This is a genomic window from Silvimonas soli (assembly GCF_030035605.1).
In the GTDB taxonomy this organism is placed as follows: domain Bacteria; phylum Pseudomonadota; class Gammaproteobacteria; order Burkholderiales; family Chitinibacteraceae; genus Silvimonas; species Silvimonas soli.
In genome coordinates this window covers 3,710,389-3,730,349 of sequence record NZ_CP106736.1, presented here as the reverse complement: position 1 = coordinate 3,730,349, position 19,961 = coordinate 3,710,389, and the positions used below count along the sequence as shown (strand labels likewise).

Sequence of the window (19,961 nt, the reverse complement as noted above, 5' to 3'; positions counted from 1 at the left end):
GCTCTAATGCGCACCTCTCGACGAGAGACGGGTGATTAGCTCAGATGGTAGAGCGTCTGCCTTACACGCAGAATGTCGGCGGTTCGATCCCGTCATCACCCACCAAACCGCTGCGGAGCGGTAGTTCAGTTGGTTAGAATACCGGCCTGTCACGCCGGGGGTCGCGGGTTCGAGTCCCGTCCGCTCCGCCAGCAACACTCTTGTTGCAGTCAAGTTCGCCTCAGTTGTTCAGCAGTATTTCTCTAGTATTAAATCAATAAAAATTACATAACAAGTAAGAATAATCACGCATCGCGTGGCGATTCGGCAACACTTAACGGCTTGTTTCCACGCCCGTCGCTTAAATCCCAAGCTCTGCTTGACCTACCCCTTGCTCTAGCGCAAATTCGTCAGAAATCATCTGCTGACCATGTCCATGCCGCTTGCTCCACGAACTCTTAGTGTGAATCCCCGCCCAGTACCGCTTGGTATTGCTCTGTTGGTGAGCGTGGGCGGCATATGCGCATTGCACCTGTGGGGCGGCGTAAAGCCTGGCATGCCGCTGTGGGTCATCGAAGCATGGCTGGTTGCCGGAACGATCTGGCTGGCATTGATGGCCACCAGCAACAAGCCGCAGCCCGCAACCGAGCCCGACAGCATGCTGCAACAGGCCATTGATGAAGCAGCGACGCCTATTGCTCATTGCTTACCGGATCTGGTCTGGCGCATCGACTACGCCAACCGTACTGTAACGCCGCTCAACCAGGCTGGCGCCACGCACCACCCTACCGCGCATGGCGGCAACGAGCGTTTGTCCGGTTTGTTTCCAGCTCGCGTCTCGCGCCAGTATCTGGAAGCGCTCATTTCTGTGCAAAGCGCCCAGACACTGCAACAGTTTGAATACCGCCTGGGTAACGGCGCCGAAGACAGCCAACGTGTCTTTGAGGCCCGCCTGCTACCTTTGTCTGCTGGCGAATGCCTGGCGGTGATCCGCGATATCACACAGATGAAGGCCACTGAAGAAGCTCTCTTCAACCAGCAGCTGTTTGTGCACCAGATCATTGATTCCAGCCCCAACCTGATTTTTGTACGCGACAAGCATGGTCGCTTCTTGCTGGTAAACCGGGCGACGCAAACCACGCTGGGCCACGAATTGCTGGTGCAATCGCATCTGGCCGTGCATGACACCCGCCTGCCCTTCACGCTGGGCGATACTGACGTACTGGAACTGGGCGAGACCGTGCGCATTGTTGATCACTGGACACTGCCTAACGGGCGCACCCACTGGTTCGATATCACCAAGCAACCACTGGTCCGCGACGGCGACGTATATATATTGTCGATTGCTATCGACATTACTCACGTAAAAGCCGCCGAGGCGATGATGGCGTCTTCTGATCCGTTATCTGAAGGTGTGGCCGATGCCTTGCCGGTGCCGTTCATGCTGGTGCGCAAGGGCATTATCGAGTTTGTTAACAACCCGATGTGCGAACGGCTGAACACACCACCCACCGACTTGCTGGGCCGTCCACTGGAAGCGATCACCGCCAATAGCGAACAACTACTGGCTGAATCGTGCCCGGAGGCTTCTCACCAATTGGTCTACAGCCGCGATCAAAAGTCTCACACCTGCAGCATTCAGCAAATCGGCGTCGACGATAAAAGCCGTACCTTGCTGGTTCTGCACTAAGTTACACACTCCCCAACACTCCCGCGCAAACTCCGGGCATCTCACTTGAGTTCCCGGCAGGCCGGCGTGCATATGCGTTCGGTCGCACCATTGATTCAGCGCATCGGCAGCAACGCCCCAGTCTCCTCACGTGTTTTCAGAAAATCAATAAACGCGCGCAGCGGTGCCGGTAAATGGCGGCGGCCTGGGTAATACAGAAACGGCCCGGAAAAGCGCTGCCACCAGGGTTCAAGAATCGGTTCCAGCGCGCCACTGTCCAGATGCGGGCGCAGCATCTCCTCAAACAAGTGAATTACGCCAACCCCGGCCAACGCGGTGCTGACCGCAAGGTCGATAGCAGCGCTCGGCCGCACCAATAGCGGCCCCGCTGGGTCCAGCCGCACTACCTCGCCGTCGCGTTCGAAATCCCATGTCGGTTTGGCGCCGCCGGCAAACTGCCCGCGCAGGCAGGCGTGCTCCAATAGATCACGGGGATGTTCGGGCCTGCCGTGAACATTGAGATACTCGGGTGCCGCAGCGGTAGCGAAACGCTGTACGCGTGGGCCGATCGGCACAGCGATCATGTCCTGTTCCAGTCGCTCATCGTAGCGGATGCCCGCGTCGCAGCCAGCGGCCAGCACGTCCACAAAGCCATCCTCGACCACCACCTCAACCCGAATATCCGGATACATTTTCAGGAATGCGGCGATAACGCCCGGCAAGACGATGTGCGCAGCGCTCGATGGCACATTGAGCTTAAGCGTACCCGTCGGCTTGTCACGAAACCCGTTCAAGACGTCGAGTGACGCCTCCATCTCACTGAATAACGGTGTTAATCGTTCCATCAGTCGCAGCCCCGCTTCGGTTGGTGCGACGCTTCGCGTGGTGCGGTTCAGCAGCCGTAAACCGAGCCTGGTTTCAAGGCGGCGTACGGCGATACTCAGACTCGAAGCCGACACACCATTAATGCGCGCTGCATCGCGAAAACCGCCCGCCTGGGCCACCGACACAAATGCCGCGAGATCATTGAACTCCATAACCATTGTTCACTTTTTGAAACAACCCGTGCAATTTAAACCGGATTATCGAACAGCACAATTGCGCTCATACTCGCTTCACCAATCCTCAAGGAAAGCAGCATGCCGAACTTCACTTCAGCAGATACATTTGAATTGGCCGGTCGCCCGGTGCGCCGGATGGGTTACGGTGCAATGCAACTGGCCGGGCCTGGCGTTTTCGGGCCACCGAAGGATCGTGCCGCAGCCGTTGCCGTGCTGCGTGAAGCCGTGGCTTCGGGCGTCAATCACATCGATACCAGCGACTTCTACGGCCCGCACATTACCAACCAGATCATCCGCGAAGCGCTTCATCCGTATCGCGATGATCTGGTGCTCGTCACCAAACTCGGCGCCATTCGTGACGACAAAGGCGCGTGGCTGGCAGCGCTGGAACCCGCTGATCTGGAACGTGGCGTGCATGACAACTTGCGCAACCTTGGCCTGGATGTGCTCGATATCGTCAATATCCGCATCATGGGCGACATCCACGCGCCCGCAGAAGGATCAATCGAGCGGCAAGTCACTGCGCTGGCCGAGTTACAGCAACGCGGGCTGGTACGCCATATCGGCCTAAGCAACGCAACGCCCACCCAGATTGCCGAGGCGCAACACATTGCCCCGATTGTCTGCGTGCAAAACCAATACAACCTGGTGCACCGCACAGATGACGCGCTGGTTGATGCGCTGGCGGAGCAAGGCATTGCTTACGTGCCGTTCTTCCCGCTCGGCGGCTTCACGCCTATTCAGTCATCGGCGCTCTCGCAAATCGCCCAAACGCTGGAGGCGACACCCATGCAGGTGGCATTGGCATGGCTGCTCCATCGCTCGCCGAACCTACTGTTGATTCCTGGCACCTCGTCGCTGGCGCATCTGCGGGAAAACCTGCAGGCGGTCGACTTGCGCTTGTCCGATGCCGTTCTGGCAGAACTGAACGCAATTGGCACGACTGGCAGCGCGAACCTCTGACATGTACCGGCGCAGTATCCTCAAGTGATCTCCGCCCGCGCCCCGCTGCAAACGTGCAGCCGGGCGCGCGGCGTGGGCATGCTAGAATCGGGCGTTTTTACGCCCGGTTTCGTTTATGCCCTCCGACATCCTTGCCCAACTGAGCGCGCAGCTTGACCACTGCCTCGCTCGTGACCGCTTTCAATTGCAGCCCAAGCTGCAATCTGCGGCACACCGTGCGGCACAGGGCAAGCCGGTGGAGCGATCCGTCGCCGAGCTGACGCAAGCCATTGAAACCAGCGTGCGCAAGTTTGCGCTGCGTGAACAGAATCTGCCCAAGCCGGAGTTCGACGAGAGCCTGCCGGTCAACCAGAAGCGCGACGAAATCCGCGCCGCAATCGCCGCAAACCAGGTCGTGATCATCTGTGGTGAAACGGGCTCCGGTAAAACCACCCAATTGCCGAAAATCTGCCTGGAACTGGGTCGTGGCGTTTCCGGGTTGATTGGTCACACGCAACCACGCCGGCTGGCCGCACGTTCGGTCGCCGCCCGCATTGCGCAAGAACTGAAGACCGATCTGGGCGCCGTGGTCGGCTACAAGGTGCGCTTTGCCGACAAGACATCTGAGGCCAGCTATATCAAGCTGATGACCGACGGTATTTTGCTGGCCGAAACCTTGTCCGACCCGCTGCTGAGCAACTACGACACCATCCTGATCGATGAGGCGCACGAGCGCAGTTTGAACATCGACTTCTTGCTTGGGTATCTCAAGCAGTTGCTGCCGCGCCGCCCCGACCTCAAAGTCATCGTCACCTCCGCCACCATTGATGCGGATCGCTTCTCCAGCCACTTTACCGGTGCGCCAGTCATTGAAGTCTCTGGCCGCACCTTTCCGGTGGAAGTGCGTTATCGCCCGCTGACCAGCCGCGATGAAGACGACGCTGAAATCGAAATGGAAGAAGCCATCGTCAACGCTGTCGAAGAATTGTGGCGGCACGATGGTCCGGGCGATGTGCTGGTGTTTTTGCCCGGCGAGCGCGAAATCCGCGAAACCGCCGAAGAATTTCGTAAAGCCAAATTGCGCGACGCCGAAGTGCTGCCCTTGCTGGCGCGGCTGTCCAACGAAGAACAACAGAAGATTTTCCGCGCCTCCAACGGCCGCCGCGTGGTGCTGGCCACCAACGTGGCCGAAACATCGCTCACGGTGCCAGGCATTCGCTACGTGGTTGATTCCGGCCATGCACGGGTTAACCGCTACTCGCCGCGCGCCAAGGTCGAACAACTGCTGGTAGAGAAGATCTCCCAGGCCTCGGCCCGCCAACGCGCCGGTCGCTGCGGTCGGGTGTCTTCCGGTATTTGCGTACGCCTGTATGACGAGCTGGATTTCAACGGGCGCCCTGAATTTACCGACCCGGAAATCGTCCGCTCTTCACTGGCAGCCGTCATTTTGCGGATGGCCGCGCTCAAACTCGGGCGCGTGGATGAGTTCCCCTTCCTGGAAGCGCCATCAGGCAAATTGATTGCCGATGGTTATCAGCAACTACGCGAACTGGGCGCAGTGGATGAAGAAGATCGCCTCACCCAAACTGGCCGCCAGTTGTCTCGCCTGCCGGTCGATCCCAAGCTGGGCCGCATGTTGTTGGGCGGGCATCAAGAACATTGCCTGAAAGAAATCCTGATTATCGCCAGCGCGTTGAGCCTGCAAGACCCGCGCGAACGGCCGTTTGATGCGCGCGACGCGGCGGACCGGGCGCAGATTCGCTTTGTCGATGAGAAGTCCGACTTCCAGTCTTATCTGAAGCTGTGGCACTTCTTTGAAGAAGCGTTGGCCAACAAGCAATCCAACCGCCAGTTGATCAACCTGTGCCACGACCACTTTTTGTCTTACCTGCGTCTGCGTGAATGGCGTGATCTGCACCGCCAGTTGGCCGACATCGCCGAGGAAATGGAATGGCGGCTGAATGAAAAGCCCGGCACTTACGAGCAGATTCACAAAGCACTGTTGACCGGTTTGCTCGGCAATATCGGCATGAAACAACCCGACGCCGATGAATACTTGGGTGCGCGCAGCATCAAGTTCCAGATTTTCCCTGGCTCCGGCCTCAAACGCGCGCGCCCGAAATGGGTGCTGGCCGGTGATCTGGTCGAAACCACCAAGCTATTTGGCCGCTGCGTTGCCACTATCGAGTCTGACTGGGTAGAGCGCCTGGCCATGCATCTGGTGCATCGCCAGTATTTTGATCCGCACTGGGAGAAAGACCAGGCGCAAGTGGTCGCGTCCGAGCGCGTTACTTTGTATGGTCTGCCGATTGTGGCGCGCCGCCGCGTGCATTACGGCAAGATCAACCCGGTCGAAGCGCGCGAGATTTTCATTCGCGAGGCGCTGGTGCGCTTTAACTACAACACCAAAGCCAAATACCACGAACACAACTTTGATTTGCTGGTGGAAATCGAAGAACTGGAACACAAAGCGCGCCGCCAGGATTTCCTGGTGGATGACGAAGTGCTGTTTGGCTGTTTTGACACCATCATCCCGCACGGCATTGTGAACGGCGCCGGGTTCGAAGCATGGCGCAAAGACGCGGAAAAAACCGATCCAAAAATCCTGTTTTTGAATCGTGAAGACTTGATGAGCCGTGCGGCGGGCATGGTCACAGCAGATCAATTCCCCACGCATTTCAAGCTGGCTGAAGCGCGCCTGCCACTGTCCTACCGCTTTGAACCCGGTCACGTGCTGGACGGTGTAACGCTCACCCTGCCCTTGCACCAGCTCAACCGCGTCAACGCCAGCGTATTCGACTGGCTGGTGCCTGGCATGCTGCGCGAAAAGGTTACGCTGCTGATCAAATCGCTGCCCAAGTCGATTCGCCGCTTGTGCGTGCCGGTGCCGGACTTCGCCACGCGCATGCTGACCGAACTGGACAAAGCCGATCACGAAGCGCCGCTGTTGCCGCAACTGGCGCACGCCGCCACGCGCGGTATCGGCCATCCAGTATCCGAAAATGACTTCCAGGGCACCGAGTTACCGCTGCATTTGCAAATGAATTTCCGCGTGGTCGACGATGCCGGACAGGAACTGGCCAATGGCCGTGATCTGGTCGCCATCCGCGCCCAATTAGGTGAAGCGGCGCAGATTACCTTCCGCGAATCCGGCGATGATGACAGCGGCAGCGAGATCGAAAAAACCGGCATCGTGAAATGGGACTTTGGCGATCTGCCCGCCAAGCTCACCTTTAAGCGTCAGGGTCGCAGCATTACCGGCTTTCCGGCGCTGGTGCCGGATGGCCCGGATAGCTGCGCCATTCTGCTGTTCGATACCGAGCACGCCGCCGAAGCCGCGCACCGTGAAGGCATCGTGCAATTGCTGCGCATCGAGCTGAAAGAACACGTCAAACAGCTGCAAAAATCAGTCCCCACCTTCCAGCAACTGGCACTGCAACTGCGTGCGTTGGGCAACGCCGACATGTTGATGGACGATCTGGTCAATTGCATCTGCAACCGGGCCTTTCTGGGTGACGACGAACCGCCGCGTTCACGCAAAGCCTTTGACGAACAAAAAACCCGCGCCCGCGCCAAGCTGCCGTCGGTGCGCGACGGCGCCATTCGGGCCTTGACCGAGATCACCAACGAATACAGTGCCATCGCGCCATTGGTGAACAAACCCGGCCCGCTGGGCAATGCCGTAAAAGAACAGCTGGATAAGCTGATATTCAATGGCTTTATGGCCGCCACACCGTGGGAGCAACTGCCGCGCCTGCCGGTTTACCTGAAAGCGATCAAACTGCGCCTGGACAAACGCGTCGCCAACCCGCAGCGTGACGGCCAGCGTGCGGCGGAAGTCACCGGGTTTGTGAATAAATGGCAGAGCGAACTGGAAAAATGGCAGCGCGAAGGCCGCGATACCGCCAAGCTATTGCCGATGCGCTGGATGATTGAAGAATGGCGCGTCAGCTTGTTTGCCCAGGAACTGCGCACGCCCTATCCGGTATCGCTCAAACGCTTGAGCAAGTTGTGGGAAGAGTTGCTGCGGCGCTGAGACAGGCTGAAGGTTTGGATAAAACAAAGGGCTCACTCGAGCCCTTTGTTTTGCATGGCGATTGCGCTAGCGCGCCACTGGTCGCAATGGATCGGCACACCACTCGCTCCACGATCCGGCATATAAGCGCCCGCCACTCTGCCCGGCTGCGGCCAGCGCCAGCAGGTTGTGGCAGGCGGTCACGCCGGAGCCGCATTGATGCACCACATCGGCCGACGGAATAGCGCCCAGAAAATCGCGCCATTCGCGCTGGAGCTGTTGCGTTTCCTTGAAACGGCCACCCGGCGCCAGGTTGTTTTGAAAGAAGCGGTTGATCGCGCCTGGAATGTGTCCGCCCACCGGGTCTATGGTCTCGCCTTCGCCGCGAAAACGTTCCGGGCTGCGCGCATCGACCACCTGAAATGACGACTCACGCAAATCTCTCATCACATCGGCGGCTGTCACCACGCGTTCTTTGCGCACATGTGGCGCGAATGAACTGCCCGGCAATGTCCGCTCAGTATGGGAAATCCGCTGGCGCGATCCTTGCCATGCCTGGTAACCGCCATCAAGCACCTGCACGTTGTCGTGACCCAGCCAGCCCAGCAGCCACCACAAGCGCGCGGCGTAGATGCCGCCAGAAGCGTCGTACGCCACCACACGGCTGTCGTTATTTATCCCTACTGCGCCCAAGCGTGCAGCCAGCCAGCCCGGGTCCGGCAAAGGGTGGCGGCCGTTGGAGCCATTTTTTGTGCCCGAAAGATCATCGTCCAGATGCAGGAAAATCGCCCCCGGAATGTGATCCAGCAAATAGGCTTCGCGCCCCGCTGCCGGGTTGGCCAGATCATGACGGCAATCAACAACGATGAGCTTGGGGTCAGCCAGTTCGGTCGCCAGTTCGGCGGCGGTGATCAATACGGACATGGGAGCTACTCCAGCAAGAGGGGTTCGCGCGACGCATTCGTTCAAGGCAAAACGATTTTGCTGCAGTGTGTCATCAACCCCTCTTGCCGTCGATATGCAATTGGCATTAAAAACCGCCAGATTTTAACCGGGCGTGGTTTCAGGAAAGTGGGCGCACCTCATGTTTATGCGAATAAAAAAGCGCCGTTGCAAGGCGGCGCTTTTTTATTTGGACGGCAGCCGACAAACGAGGTATTGGCATCCGTCTGGTCACGGTCAGACTTTAGCGTTCAACAGCCAGCGCAACCCCCATGCCGCCACCAATACACAAAGTGGCCAGGCCCCGTTTGGCATCACGCCGCGCCATTTCGTGCAGCAAGGTCACCAGAATGCGGCAGCCAGATGCGCCAATCGGGTGGCCCAGCGCAATGGCGCCGCCATTGACGTTAACCTTGTTCCAGTCCCATTTCAGCTCTCGCGCCACGCCCAGCGCTTGCGCGGCAAAGGCCTCGTTGCCTTCCAGCAAATCAAAGCTGTCCAGCGTCCAGCCGGTACGCGCCAGGACGCGTTGGGTGGCAGGCACCGGACCCATGCCCATAATGCTCGGGTCAACCCCGGCCGAGGCCGCAGCGCGAATGGTGGCCAATACTTTGAGGCCCAGCGCGTCGGCTTTTTCGCGGGTCATCAGCATGACGGCGGCGGCGCCGTCATTGATGCCAGACGCATTACCCGCGGTCACCGTGCCTTCTTTATCGAACGCAGCGCGCAGCTTGCCCAGCGATTCCATCGTGGTATTGCCTTTGATGAACTCGTCCTGATCAAACACCAGCGGGTCGCCTTTACGTTGCGGAATGTGCACCGGGATGATCTCTTCGGCAAACCGACCCGCTGCTTGCGCGGCAGCGGCTTTTTGCTGCGACGCCAGGGCCAGTTCATCTTGTTCGGTACGGCTGATGCTGTACTTTTTGGCGATGTTCTCGGCAGTCACGCCCATGTGGTATTGCTGGTAAGCATCAGTCAAGCCGTCATAAACCATACTGTCGATCAACTGCGCGTTACCCATGCGAAAACCATCGCGGCTGCCGGGTAATACGTGCGGTGCGGCAGTCATGTTTTCCTGGCCACCGGCGATCACCACGTCACTCTCACCCGAAAGAATGGCTTGCATACCCAGAGCCACCGCTTTCAGGCCGGAACCACAGACCTGGTTGATCGTCAGTCCGGGTACTGCATCGGGCAAACCAGCCCGGCGCAGCGCCTGGCGGGCGGGGTTCTGCCCTAAACCCGCAGTGAGGACGTTGCCCAGAATGACTTCGCTTACCTGATCTGCAGCCAGCCCGCTTCTGGCCAGCAAGCCTTTGATCACAATAGCGCCCAGCTCCGGGGCACTGACTTTGGCTAGCGCGCCGCCAAAACTGCCAATTGCCGTGCGCCCGGCAGCAACGATTACGATTTCACTCATCATCAATCTCCAAACCTGCTATGCAAGAGTCCGTCCGTGCGGTGTGCACGGCCCGTGAGCGGGAGCGCATTGCTTAATGCGGTCTCCTCGTTATGGCACTGCTACTGCATGGCACTGCAGCAAAACATCCTTGAGACCCGAACCGGCGCTGCCGATCAACCCGCAAGGTCAAACCTGAAACGTAGCAAGAACCGCTTTAATCGTTAGTTCTATCAACCAATCAGTCGAGCTTTTCTTTCACGTAGCGACCAGGTGCGGGTTCCAGCGGTTTGAAACCTGCCGCACCTAAGGTTTTGCGTGCGGGCACTTTTTTGCCGGCAAACTGGCCCAGCCAGACGCCCCAATCCTGCCACCAACTCCCGGGACGGGATTCGGCGCCGTCGAACCAGGTTTGAGGTTCTGATTCGAGTGCTTCGTTAACCCAATAGTTGCGTTTGTTGGCCGCCGGGTGATTGATGGTACCGGCGATATGGCCGGACGCACCGAGCACAAATCGCAGCGGACCTTTAAACAAACGCGTGGTCAGATAAGCCGACGTCCACGGCACGATATGGTCTTCACGCGCGGCGAAGATGTAGGTGGGCGTGGTCACCTGAGTCAGATCAATCGGCACGCCGCACAGCGCAAATGAACCTGGCTTGGCCAGATTGTTTTCCAGATACATATTGCGCAGAAAGAAGGTATGCATCGGCAAGGCAAGGTTGGCGGAATCGTTATTCCAGTAGAGCAAATCGAACGGCGGCGGGGTTTTGCCTTTCAGATAGCTATTCACCACGTAGTTCCAGATCAGGTCATTGGCGCGCAATGACGAAAACGTGCGCGCCAGTTCTTTGCCGGACACCACGCCGCCTGCGGCCAGCTTGGTCTCGCGCGAACGGATCAGGTTCCAGTCTATATAGTGTTTGATATCGCCCGGCTCGCTGTGGTCGAGCATGGAAGTCATCAGGGTAATGGATTTGAACCAGTCACCTTGCCCACGACTTTGCATAACCGGAATGGCGGTGGCGACCAGTCCGCCACCAATGCAGAACGACAAAACATTGAGTTGTTCGCGGCGGCTGATCTTGCGAACCACTTCGGCGGCCTTGATGATGCCGTCCTCAATATAGTCATCCCATTGCAGATGGCCCATCTGGGGTGGAATCGAGCGCCAGGAGATCAGAAAAGTAGTGTGCCCCTGCTCTACGCACCAGCGCACCATGGAGTTCTCGGGCTGCAAATCCATGATGTAGTACTTGTTGACACACGGCGGCACGATCAACAAGGGAACTTCGTTCACCTGCGCGGTCAATGGCTGGTATTGCAGTAGCTGGAACAAGTCGTTTTCAAAGATTACCGCGCCAGCAGTCACCGCCAGATTGCGCCCGACCTCAAACTGCGATTCGTCGGTCATGGTGATGGTGCCTTTGCCGATATCTTCCAGCAGGCGCTTCATGCCTTCTTGCAGACTTTCACCATTGGTTTCGGCAGCCAGCTTCATGACTTCCGGATTGGTGAGCGCGAAGTTGGCAGGACTCATGGCATCAATATATTGTTTGATGAAGAACCCGGCTTTTTCGCGCGTGGATTCGTCGGTTTCAGTGGCGTCCACACACTGCAATAAATGGCGCGAGGTCAGTAGATAGTTTTGCTTGATCCAGGAGAACAGCGGAGCTTCCCATTCCGGGGAGTTAAAACGACGGTCGCCTTTGTCTGGCGTGATCACCGACGCGGCCGGTTTGGCCCCGATCAGGCCCAGCCATAAATCGAGTTGTTGCTGATAGTACTCAGCCTGACTGGCCTGCCATTCGGGCGAAGAAGTAGGGAACGCGGCGAGTAACTTGGGAAAAATTTGCGGCAGCGCGTCATCCTGGGGCGCTGCAACAGCGTTGACCCATTGTTGCCACCACTGCTGGCCTGCAGTGTTTAGTTGCTGGAAGAAACTCTCGTACAGCGGGGATTCCGGCACTATCTCTCACTCCGAAAAGGGATGGGATGACGCACTGATCTGGCGCAATAAAATGTGCAATTGGTGCATCACAACATACATAAAACATCCAGCCCCTGCAAGGTCGGTGAAATCTTTTAAAGTTGCACTTTGCAAGTGTTCGCGTACTGCTTGATTTAGCATGACATTTTGTAATTTCTCAATTAACATTACAGCGTTCTGATAATTATGGCCGCACCTCGGAGATTATTGATGCGTCCCGCATTTCCCCTCTTTTTCGCCCTGCTGACTAGCGCTTGCATTGCATTTGCGCCAGTCGCCAGCGCCAGTAGTTCCCACAAGCATAAAGCCGCTTCGCAAACTGCAAGCAAAAAGACAGCCAAATCAAAGACTGTTGCCACTACCAAATCTGCCCGTACCGTCACCGTCATTGAAAATGGCCGCGTCAAACGCACTGCCATTGCCAATGCCCGCAGCAGCGTGCGTGTTACCCGCGCTGTAGCCGTGCCCGGTTTTGCTGCGGATAATCCTGGTCTGGCATCCGCTTCAGTCTTGATTCTGAACGAGAATTCCGGTGAAGTGATTTACCAGAAGAATCCGGATGACGTCGGCCCGATCGCTTCGATCACCAAGCTGATGACCGCCATGGTCACGCTCGATGCCCATTTGCCGATGAACGAATACATCACCATCTCTGATGATGATGTGGATACGCTCAAGAACAGCAGTTCGCGTTTGCGTGTGGGCACTCGTCTGACCCGCGCTGAAGTCATGTTGCTGGCCTTGATGTCGTCGGAAAACCGCGCAGCCGCAGCGCTGGCTCGTACCTACCCTGGTGGTCACGATCTGTTCATCCAGAAGATGAACGAAAAAGCGACCGAACTGGGCATGGGCCACACACGCTTTTATGATTCGAGCGGTCTGACACCACAAAACGTGTCTAACGCCCGCGATCTGGTGCAAATGGTTAAAGCCGCGCGCAAGTATCCGGAAATCCATCAGTTCACGACCTCATCGCAATATGAGTTCACGTCGAACCTGAATGGCCGCACCATGGCTTTCCACAACACCAATCCGCTGGTGAAAGAAGATCAGTGGGATATCGGCCTGACCAAAACCGGTTTCACCAACGAAGCAGGTCATTGCCTGGTGATGGAAGCCACCATCAGTGGTACACCGGTGGTGATGGTCTTGATGGATTCCAACGGCAAATACACCCGTATCGGCGATGCCAATCGCGTCAAGAAGTGGCTGGAAACCAGCCCGATTGCCTTGGCTCGCAGCTAAAACGACGATATCTGTCTCGTTTTTCACTCGTGTGAGTGTCACTTGAAAACCCCGGCCAGCCGGGGTTTTTTCATGTCTAAATGGCACCGCGCCCCGCTCTGGCGTTGAGTCTGCCAGTTTGAAACCGCTCTATTGGTAGTTCACCTGATAGCGACTACATGATCCAGGTTAATACGATTGTATTAATACATTTGTATTAGAAACCGGAAGTTGCCAGGTATGAGCCCCTCACAAACCTCGGAAGAAACCCGCAGCGGTACCCGCCAACGGTTGATCGACGCTGCTACCCGGCTGGTTGCCGAAAGCGGGCTAGATGGTGCTTCGGTGCGCAGCATCAATCGCGAGGCGGGCGTGGGTAACCAGTCGGCCATCAACTACCACTTTGGCGATGTCTGGAACCTGATCTCTGAAGCGGCACGCCAATCGGCTCAGGCTTATGTTGCGTCGATGGATCAACTGATCATCTCAACTCAGTCACGCAATGCGGATGGCCAACTCACGCTCACCGACGTGGCTGAAGTGATGATCCGGCCAATCGTGCGGATGGTCAGCTCTGAACAAGGTCGTTGCCAGGTGCAACTGATGGCACGCATGGCGGGCGACTGTGGTCAGCGTGGCCGCCGGTTGCTGGCCGAAGGGCTGGGCCCGACTTCGCTGCGTTTGTCGGCGCTGGCCCTGGCGGCCATGCCGGGACTGGGCAAAGAAGCCGCTGGCGTCAAAATCCTGTTTGCTTTCAATACCGTACTCAACGTGATTCCCGACGCCGGGCTGGAAGCCTGGTGGCCGCTGGAAACCACCAGTCGTGACCGGCTGGACCGCTATCTGCGCGACTACATTGTTGGCGGCATCGTGTTTTCTTCGCGAGTTTCTTCCACCGCACCATCTGGCGAATAGCAACTCGCGATATCCCGTTTTATCCGTTCGACCCTGCACAAAACCAGAACAGTACCGGTAATACACGACCCATATAAGGAGGAGCCCGTGTCTGTCTTTCGTACCCAAACCCTTGGTCTGATTTCCAAAGGCCTGGCAATTACGCTATCAGCAGCGATTCTTTCCGCGTGTGGCGGCGGCGATAGTTCAACCAGCGCAACCCCAACGCCGACCCCGGCACCCACTGCGGTGCCCACGCCAACCCCGACGCCATTGCCCGCGTCTTTCAGCGTGCAGCACGCCACGCAATCCTGTTTGTGGAAAGGCCCGTTGTCTCGCGATAATCCGAACGGCAATTTTGCTTATCCAGATACCGGCGCGGCGTATTGGTCAGCCACACTGACGATCCCTGCTGGCGCCCGAGTGTTCCTCAAAGGCCAGTTCCCCTACTCCCGCTATATTTCGTACGTCAGCTACAACTCGCTGGCCCAGCCTGTCAACGTACTGGGTGATCACAGCATCCAGCCCGAAGTTGGTTCAACCAATCCGTTCATTGCGGGCAATCCACGTTACGCTGATGCGCGGGATTATCAGGTTGAAGTGGTTGCTGGCAACGCACCCGCAACGCCTGCCGCCAATACGCTCTACACCGGTACGCCAGGCCCGACCGTCACAGTGTGGTATCGGGTTTACGTCCCGGATAACGGTGCCGATATCACCGGCGCGACTGGCCTGCCCGATGTAGTTCTGCAAAACGCCGATGGTAGTTCACTGGAAGGCGATGCGGCCTGCGCGCAGCTCAATCCGGCGCCAACCCTGAGCACCCCCACGCTGCTGACCACCGCGCAATACACCATGCTGCGCGACCAAGCGGGTGTGGCGGATAGCTTCCCGTCGCAGAACCCGGGCGTGTGGCACTTCCCGTTCAATCGCACCTGGAATCTGCAGTGCCTGTTCTTCTTCTCGTGCGGCGGAACACCGACCTACACCATGAACTGGTACGGCAATCCGGATAACGCTTATCTGGAAAGCATGATCAGCCGGGATTACGGCGACGTGATCGTCCTGCGCGGCAAGTTGCCGACAACCCCGGCGACTTACCAGAACGCCCAGGTGGCTGCAGATGCGCAGGTGCGCTACTGGTCGATATGTACCAACGAGTTCTACACGCAGAAAGTCACTGACTGCGCGTATGACGCCCAGGTACCGGTCGATGCGAACGGCAATTACGTGATCGCGATCAGCCGCACAGCTGATCGACCCGCGAATGCCACCACCGCCTGCGGCTTTGGCTGGATCCAGTTGTCAGACGCGGGCGATGGCGCAGGTCACCCCAACGACGGATTGCTGATTCTGCGCAACATGTTGCCAGACCCATCATTTGCCAACGCCATTCAGAACGTGACAGTGCCAGGGCAAGAGCAATCAGTGGTCGGCAACTACATGCCAACCGTAACCTACGCCAGCACCCACAGCTTTACAGCGTTGGGTTGCGCGAAATCCTGACTGATTCGTCGTCTGCCAGCCAGCAAAAAGCCCGGTCTATACCGGGCTTTTTTTATGCCACCTGCCAACCGCTTATTCTTCCCACGGCGGGTCGTCGTCCGGATATTCCACAATGACGGCTTGCGAGCCACTGGTGAAAGCAGTGGCAGGTTCAGTCGTAGTCGGTGTGGCGGGCCGCGATGGTTTACGCGCGGCGGGAGCGACCGCAGAAACTACCGGAGCATCCTGCAAATCAGCAGGCCACCAAGCCTGGAATGGATTGATATCCACGCCGTGCGGCACGTACCACTTTTTGCTGGCCGCATCCCAACGTGCACCCAACTGTTTGGCCTCGTCTTTTTGCGCGAAAGGCACGCTCAAATACATCTGTACTTTGGGTGCGGATTTCGAACCTGGTGATGCCCCGTTTGTTGCCATATAACGCCCTGCCCGATTGCGATTGCCGGTAAGGCCGCAGTTTAACCTGTGTGGTCAGCCGGGCTCAGAAAAAATCCAGCAGCCACGCCTTGAATTGCCCCAGCGACATCGCCCCACTTTGCCGCGCCTGTTCCTGTCCACGTTCGAACACCAGCAAGGTCGGAATGCTGCGGATCTTCAAACTTGTGGCCAGCGCCTGTTCCTGATCGGTATCCACCTTCAAAAAGGTGGCTTTGCCGCTGAAGTATTCCGCTGCAGCCGTATAAGACGGCGCAAATGCCTGGCAAGGGCCACACCACGTCGCCCAGCAATCCACGACCACCGGGTTCTTCAGTTGTTTGGTCAGCACGGCAAATTGCTCAGCATTGACGGCGATAGGTGCGCCGGTAAATAACGGTTTGTGGCAGGCGCCACAGGTCGGGCCGTCGGCCACACGCTCGGGTTCAACCCGGTTCTGGGTATGGCAGTGCGGGCAGGCAATTTGCATCGATTTCTTCCTGAAATAGGGCTGAAACGGGTGGACCTCATTCAGGTGGAATATTCGCCGCTTTTACCGTCTGGCGGCAAGCACCTTCATTACGGGTGCGGCGAATGCCACCAAGGCAAAAAATGGCGGTTTGCGTCAGGTCGGGCAGCCGGTACAATCGCGCACCTTATCAAAGCTAACGAGCGCCGCACCCATGCTCTGGTTTCGCAATATCCAGATTTACCGCCTTTCCCCTGATCACACCCTGAACGCCGATGGCATCAGCGCCAGTCTGGCCAAGCGCCCTTTCTTTGGCTGTGGCAGTCAGGACTTGATGACGCAAGGCTGGATCGCTCCCGCCGCGCACATGCCCGAAGTGATGGCTTATCCGTTTCAGGATGCCGTGCTGGTCATGCTCAAGACCGAAGAAAAGCTGCTGCCCGGCTCGGTCATCAAGCAAACGGCTGACTCTCGCGTTGCCGAAATCGAAGCCCGCGAAAACCGCAAAGTGGGCAAGCGCGAGATCAAGGAACTGCGTGAGCGCGTCACCGAAGAATTGTTGCCGCGCGCCTTTACCCGTTCGCGTACACAACGCGCCTTGATTGATCTGCGTAATAACCTGGTCCTGGTGGAAAGCGCCAGCGCGGGCAAAGCCGAACAATTGTTGTCACTGCTGCGCGAAAGCCTGGGCAGCCTGCCTACCCGTTTGATCCAGACCAATACCACACCGCAAACCGCCATGACCGTGTGGCTGGAATCGGCTGACGCTGGCGTGTTCGATCTGGGTCAGGATGTAGAACTGCGTGCGCCCGGTGAAGATGGTCCGATTGCGCGCCTGGTCAAACAACCGTTGATGGGCGAAGAAATCCAGCAGCATTTGTCGTCCGGCAAGCTGGTCAGCAAGATGGCCCTGTCCTGGCAAGACCGTATTGCCCTGCAACTGACCGAGAAAATGGAACTCAAGCGCGTCGCCATGCTTGATGCGCTGCAAGACGACTTCAAGAACGCTGACGCTGAAGATCGCGCCGCGCTGTTTGATTCGGGTCTGGCATTGCTGGTTGGCGAGTTGCGCACGCTGGTGCCGGAATTGCTGGAAGCACTGGGCGGCGAACAAGTCGGTTAATTTCGCAGCGCTGCAGCATTCTTGAAAAGGCATACCTCACGGTATGCCTTTTTGTTTTGCGCATCCCGTTGGCTCACCAAGAGGGGCAATACCGCCCCTCACGCCCTGCCCCAAGTCAGCACAGCTGACGGCACTCGACCTTGGTCTAAATCTCGATATTTAGAGAGTAAATCGCGAATTGTTTGTCTAGCGCAACGAACAATCAACCGACCGGTCGGCTAGTTATCTCAAAATGATAATCAAAATCAGTGTTTTATCGAAAAAACCCTAGCCCACATCGATTATTCGCATCCATACCTTTGCTTTGACAACTATCACAAAAGAAACCTAATATCGCCACAAATTTACCCTTTACCAAGGCTTTGTCATGTCTCACATCCAAGCTCCCGAAGAAAACCTCGGGGTTCTGGTCCGCCAGGTTCGCGATGGTCTGTTTCAACTGTTTGAACGCAAACTTGCTGCCAGTGGCCTTGAGCTGAATCTGAGCCAGTTTCTGGTACTCAAGCGTTTGGCCTATCACGGCGCGCAAACCGCGACCGAGCTGGCCCGGGCCATAGACCACGATGCGGGTGCCATGACGCGGCTTTTGGACAAGCTGGAAGAGAAAGGTTATCTGCGCCGCCAACCGCACCTGGAAGACCGCCGCGCCTTGCAAATCACGCTGACCGAAGCTGGTCTGGCACTGTGGGCAACCATGCAAACCTGCGGTGAAGACTCGATGGAACAAGCGTTGATCGATCTTTCACAAGACGAGCAAGACACCCTGATTTCGCTACTGAAACGTGTCCGTAATACCCTGGAGACCCCGCAGTGATAACAAAAACTTTGCGGCGGCAAGTATCGCCGCGTAAAAGCCAACTGCTGCTTAGCGTGCTGGTCACGGCGCTGCTGGCGGGTTGTGCCAATTGGGAAGGATTGAGCCCGCAAGGCAAGGTGCTAGATGCCAACACGCTGGGCGCCAGCAAGTCGCTGAGTGGCGCGCGCGTCGATGCCAGCGTCTGGCCACAGCAGAACTGGTGGACCGCACTGGGTGACGCGCAGCTGTCGTCACTGATTGATGAAGCGCTCAAGAATAATCCGACGCTGGAAGTTGCCGACGCCCGTACCCGTGTCGCACTGGCGCAAGCTGGCCAAGCCGATGCCGCGCGTATGCCGCGTGTCGATGCCGCTGCCGCGTATTCGGGCATCCGTATTCCGGGCACGGTATTGCCTGCGCCGTTCGGCGATGGTTACGCCGCGCTCAAGATGGTTTCGCTCAAGTTCAGCTACGACTTTGATCTGTGGGGCGGGCAGCGCGCCGCGTGGGAAGCCGCAGTCGGCCAAAGCCGTGCCACCGAGATCGATGGCCAGCAAGCCCGCATTACCTTGTCTGGCAACCTGGCCCGCACTTACGCACAGCTCGGTTACGCCTGGCAATTGCAAGACATCGCCAAGGCTGACCTGCAACGCGCACAAGACCAGCTCAAGCTGGTGCAACAGCGTGTAGATGCGGGGATTGATAGCCAGGTGCAACTCAAGCAGGCGCAATCCGCGTTGCCAGCCGCGCGCCAGCAACTGGAATCCACCCAGCAGCAAATTGACGACAGCCAACTGGCGCTGGCGGCATTGCTAGGCGCAGGCCCGGATCGGGGTCAGCAACTGGCACGCCCGCAAGTGCTGCAACCGTCGGCACTGGCATTGCCGAGCGTGCTGCCCGCTGAGCTGGTAGGCCGTCGTGCCGATATCGTCGCAGCCAAATGGCGCGTCGAAAGTGCCAGCAAAGAGATCAAAACTGCGCAAACCAAGTTCTATCCCGATTTCAACCTGACCGCCGCGATTGGTCTGGCCTCATTGGGTCTGGGCAATCTGGCCGAGTGGGATAGCCGTTACGGTCAACTTGGTCCGGCACTGACTTTGCCGATCTTTGATGGCGGCCGCTTGCGCGCCAATTTGTCGGCCAAAGACGCCCAATATGATCTGGCGGTAGCGCAATACAACCAGTCGCTGGTCAACGCCATGCACGAAGTAGCAGCCCAAATCAGCGCGCTGCGATCGCTGGCCCGGCAAGTAACCCAACAAAAAGAAGCGATCCAGACCGCCCAGCAGGCTTATGAGTTGTCCATGCAGCGCTATCACGGCGGCCTTGGCAACTACCTGGATGTCTTGAGCATCCAGCAGCAGTTGCTCAACGCCCAGATGCGCCTGGCGGGCCTGAATGCCCAACAGCTGGATGCATCGGTACTGTTGGTGCAGGCACTGGGTGGCGGTTATCGCCCGGCTGACGATACGCCCACACTGGCTACTGCCTCCGCCCCGGCGCAAGCGCAATAAGCTGCCCAAAGATCATCAAGA

At 57.7% G+C, this 19,961-nt stretch carries 15 protein-coding genes and 2 tRNA genes; 11 read left to right on the top strand and 6 right to left on the bottom strand.

Translation table 11 applies throughout. The annotated features are described in order from the left end of the window. Positions 1 to 29 precede the first annotated feature (29 nt). The 3 genes from N7220_RS17080 to N7220_RS17070 all read left to right on the top strand — a co-directional run bounded on the left by N7220_RS17080 (position 30) and on the right by N7220_RS17070 (position 1,669). Positions 30 to 105: transfer RNA gene (locus tag N7220_RS17080), tRNA-Val, on the top strand. Between the two features lie 9 nt (positions 106 to 114). Beyond that, positions 115 to 191, top strand: a tRNA-Asp gene (locus N7220_RS17075). A gap of 251 nt (positions 192 to 442) precedes the next feature. After that, a complete protein-coding gene (locus N7220_RS17070; protein WP_283148726.1) occupies positions 443 to 1,669 on the top strand; it encodes a PAS domain-containing protein in 1,227 nt (408 codons plus the stop codon). A gap of 95 nt (positions 1,670 to 1,764) precedes the next feature. On the opposite strand, the gene N7220_RS17065 is transcribed toward N7220_RS17070, so the two are convergent. Beyond that, complete coding sequence (locus N7220_RS17065) at positions 1,765 to 2,685, bottom strand: LysR family transcriptional regulator (RefSeq protein ID WP_283148725.1); 921 nt, start codon at positions 2,683 to 2,685, stop codon at positions 1,765 to 1,767. 102 nt (positions 2,686 to 2,787) lie between these two features. Between N7220_RS17065 and N7220_RS17060 the strand changes: the two genes are divergently transcribed. Both N7220_RS17060 and hrpA read left to right on the top strand, forming a co-directional pair. Next, a complete protein-coding gene (locus tag N7220_RS17060) occupies positions 2,788 to 3,672 on the top strand; it encodes an aldo/keto reductase family oxidoreductase (RefSeq protein ID WP_283148724.1) in 885 nt (294 codons plus the stop codon). A gap of 115 nt (positions 3,673 to 3,787) precedes the next feature. After that, a complete protein-coding gene (gene hrpA / locus N7220_RS17055; RefSeq protein ID WP_283148723.1) occupies positions 3,788 to 7,687 on the top strand; it encodes an ATP-dependent RNA helicase HrpA in 3,900 nt (1,299 codons plus the stop codon). A gap of 66 nt (positions 7,688 to 7,753) precedes the next feature. Here hrpA and N7220_RS17050 read toward each other — a convergent pair whose 3' ends face one another. The 3 genes from N7220_RS17050 to N7220_RS17040 form a co-directional block, all read right to left on the bottom strand. After that, positions 7,754 to 8,590, bottom strand: coding sequence for a sulfurtransferase (locus N7220_RS17050; RefSeq protein WP_283148722.1), 837 nt, complete (start codon positions 8,588 to 8,590; stop codon positions 7,754 to 7,756). Between the two features lie 262 nt (positions 8,591 to 8,852). Then, complete coding sequence (locus N7220_RS17045; protein WP_283148721.1) at positions 8,853 to 10,031, bottom strand: acetyl-CoA C-acetyltransferase; 1,179 nt, start codon at positions 10,029 to 10,031, stop codon at positions 8,853 to 8,855. 220 nt (positions 10,032 to 10,251) lie between these two features. After that, entirely contained in the window at positions 10,252 to 11,979 is a 1,728-nt protein-coding gene (locus N7220_RS17040; RefSeq protein WP_283148720.1) for a PHA/PHB synthase family protein, read from the bottom strand. Between the two features lie 231 nt (positions 11,980 to 12,210). Here N7220_RS17040 and pbpG point away from each other — a divergent pair, with 231 nt between their 5' ends. The 3 genes from pbpG (at position 12,211) to N7220_RS17025 (ending at position 15,624) form a co-directional block, all read left to right on the top strand. Beyond that, positions 12,211 to 13,245 carry a D-alanyl-D-alanine endopeptidase gene (gene pbpG / locus N7220_RS17035; RefSeq protein WP_283148719.1) on the top strand — a complete coding sequence of 345 codons (1,035 nt, stop codon included), beginning with the start codon at positions 12,211 to 12,213 and terminating at the stop codon, positions 13,243 to 13,245. A 219-nt stretch (positions 13,246 to 13,464) separates the two neighbouring features. Beyond that, on the top strand, positions 13,465 to 14,139 hold the full coding sequence (locus N7220_RS17030; protein WP_283148718.1) for a TetR/AcrR family transcriptional regulator: 675 nt from the start codon (positions 13,465 to 13,467) through the stop codon (positions 14,137 to 14,139). Between the two features lie 87 nt (positions 14,140 to 14,226). After that, positions 14,227 to 15,624: a hypothetical protein gene (locus N7220_RS17025; protein ID WP_283148717.1), complete on the top strand. Its 1,398-nt coding sequence runs from the start codon at positions 14,227 to 14,229 to the stop codon at positions 15,622 to 15,624. Between the two features lie 72 nt (positions 15,625 to 15,696). On the opposite strand, the gene N7220_RS17020 is transcribed toward N7220_RS17025, so the two are convergent. Together N7220_RS17020 and trxC are read right to left on the bottom strand one after the other, a co-directional pair. Continuing rightward, complete coding sequence (locus N7220_RS17020) at positions 15,697 to 15,978, bottom strand: DUF5710 domain-containing protein (RefSeq protein ID WP_283148716.1); 282 nt, start codon at positions 15,976 to 15,978, stop codon at positions 15,697 to 15,699. A 127-nt stretch (positions 15,979 to 16,105) separates the two neighbouring features. After that, positions 16,106 to 16,528, bottom strand: coding sequence for a thioredoxin TrxC (gene trxC, locus N7220_RS17015; protein ID WP_283148715.1), 423 nt, complete (start codon positions 16,526 to 16,528; stop codon positions 16,106 to 16,108). A 193-nt stretch (positions 16,529 to 16,721) separates the two neighbouring features. Between trxC and N7220_RS17010 the strand changes: the two genes are divergently transcribed. The 3 genes from N7220_RS17010 (at position 16,722) to N7220_RS17000 (ending at position 19,940) form a co-directional block, all read left to right on the top strand. Then, the gene (locus N7220_RS17010) at positions 16,722 to 17,630 is read left to right on the top strand and encodes a recombination-associated protein RdgC (protein ID WP_283148714.1); all 909 of its coding nucleotides are present in this window, start codon (positions 16,722 to 16,724) and stop codon (positions 17,628 to 17,630) included. Positions 17,631 to 17,997: 367 nt separating this feature from the next. Then, positions 17,998 to 18,444, top strand: a complete 447-nt coding sequence (locus N7220_RS17005; RefSeq protein ID WP_283148713.1) for a MarR family winged helix-turn-helix transcriptional regulator — start codon at positions 17,998 to 18,000, stop codon at positions 18,442 to 18,444. Beyond that, positions 18,441 to 19,940: an efflux transporter outer membrane subunit gene (locus N7220_RS17000; RefSeq protein ID WP_283148712.1), complete on the top strand. Its 1,500-nt coding sequence runs from the start codon at positions 18,441 to 18,443 to the stop codon at positions 19,938 to 19,940. Before N7220_RS17005 ends, N7220_RS17000 begins: the two co-directional genes overlap by 4 nt. The last annotated feature ends 21 nt before the right edge of the window (positions 19,941 to 19,961 follow it).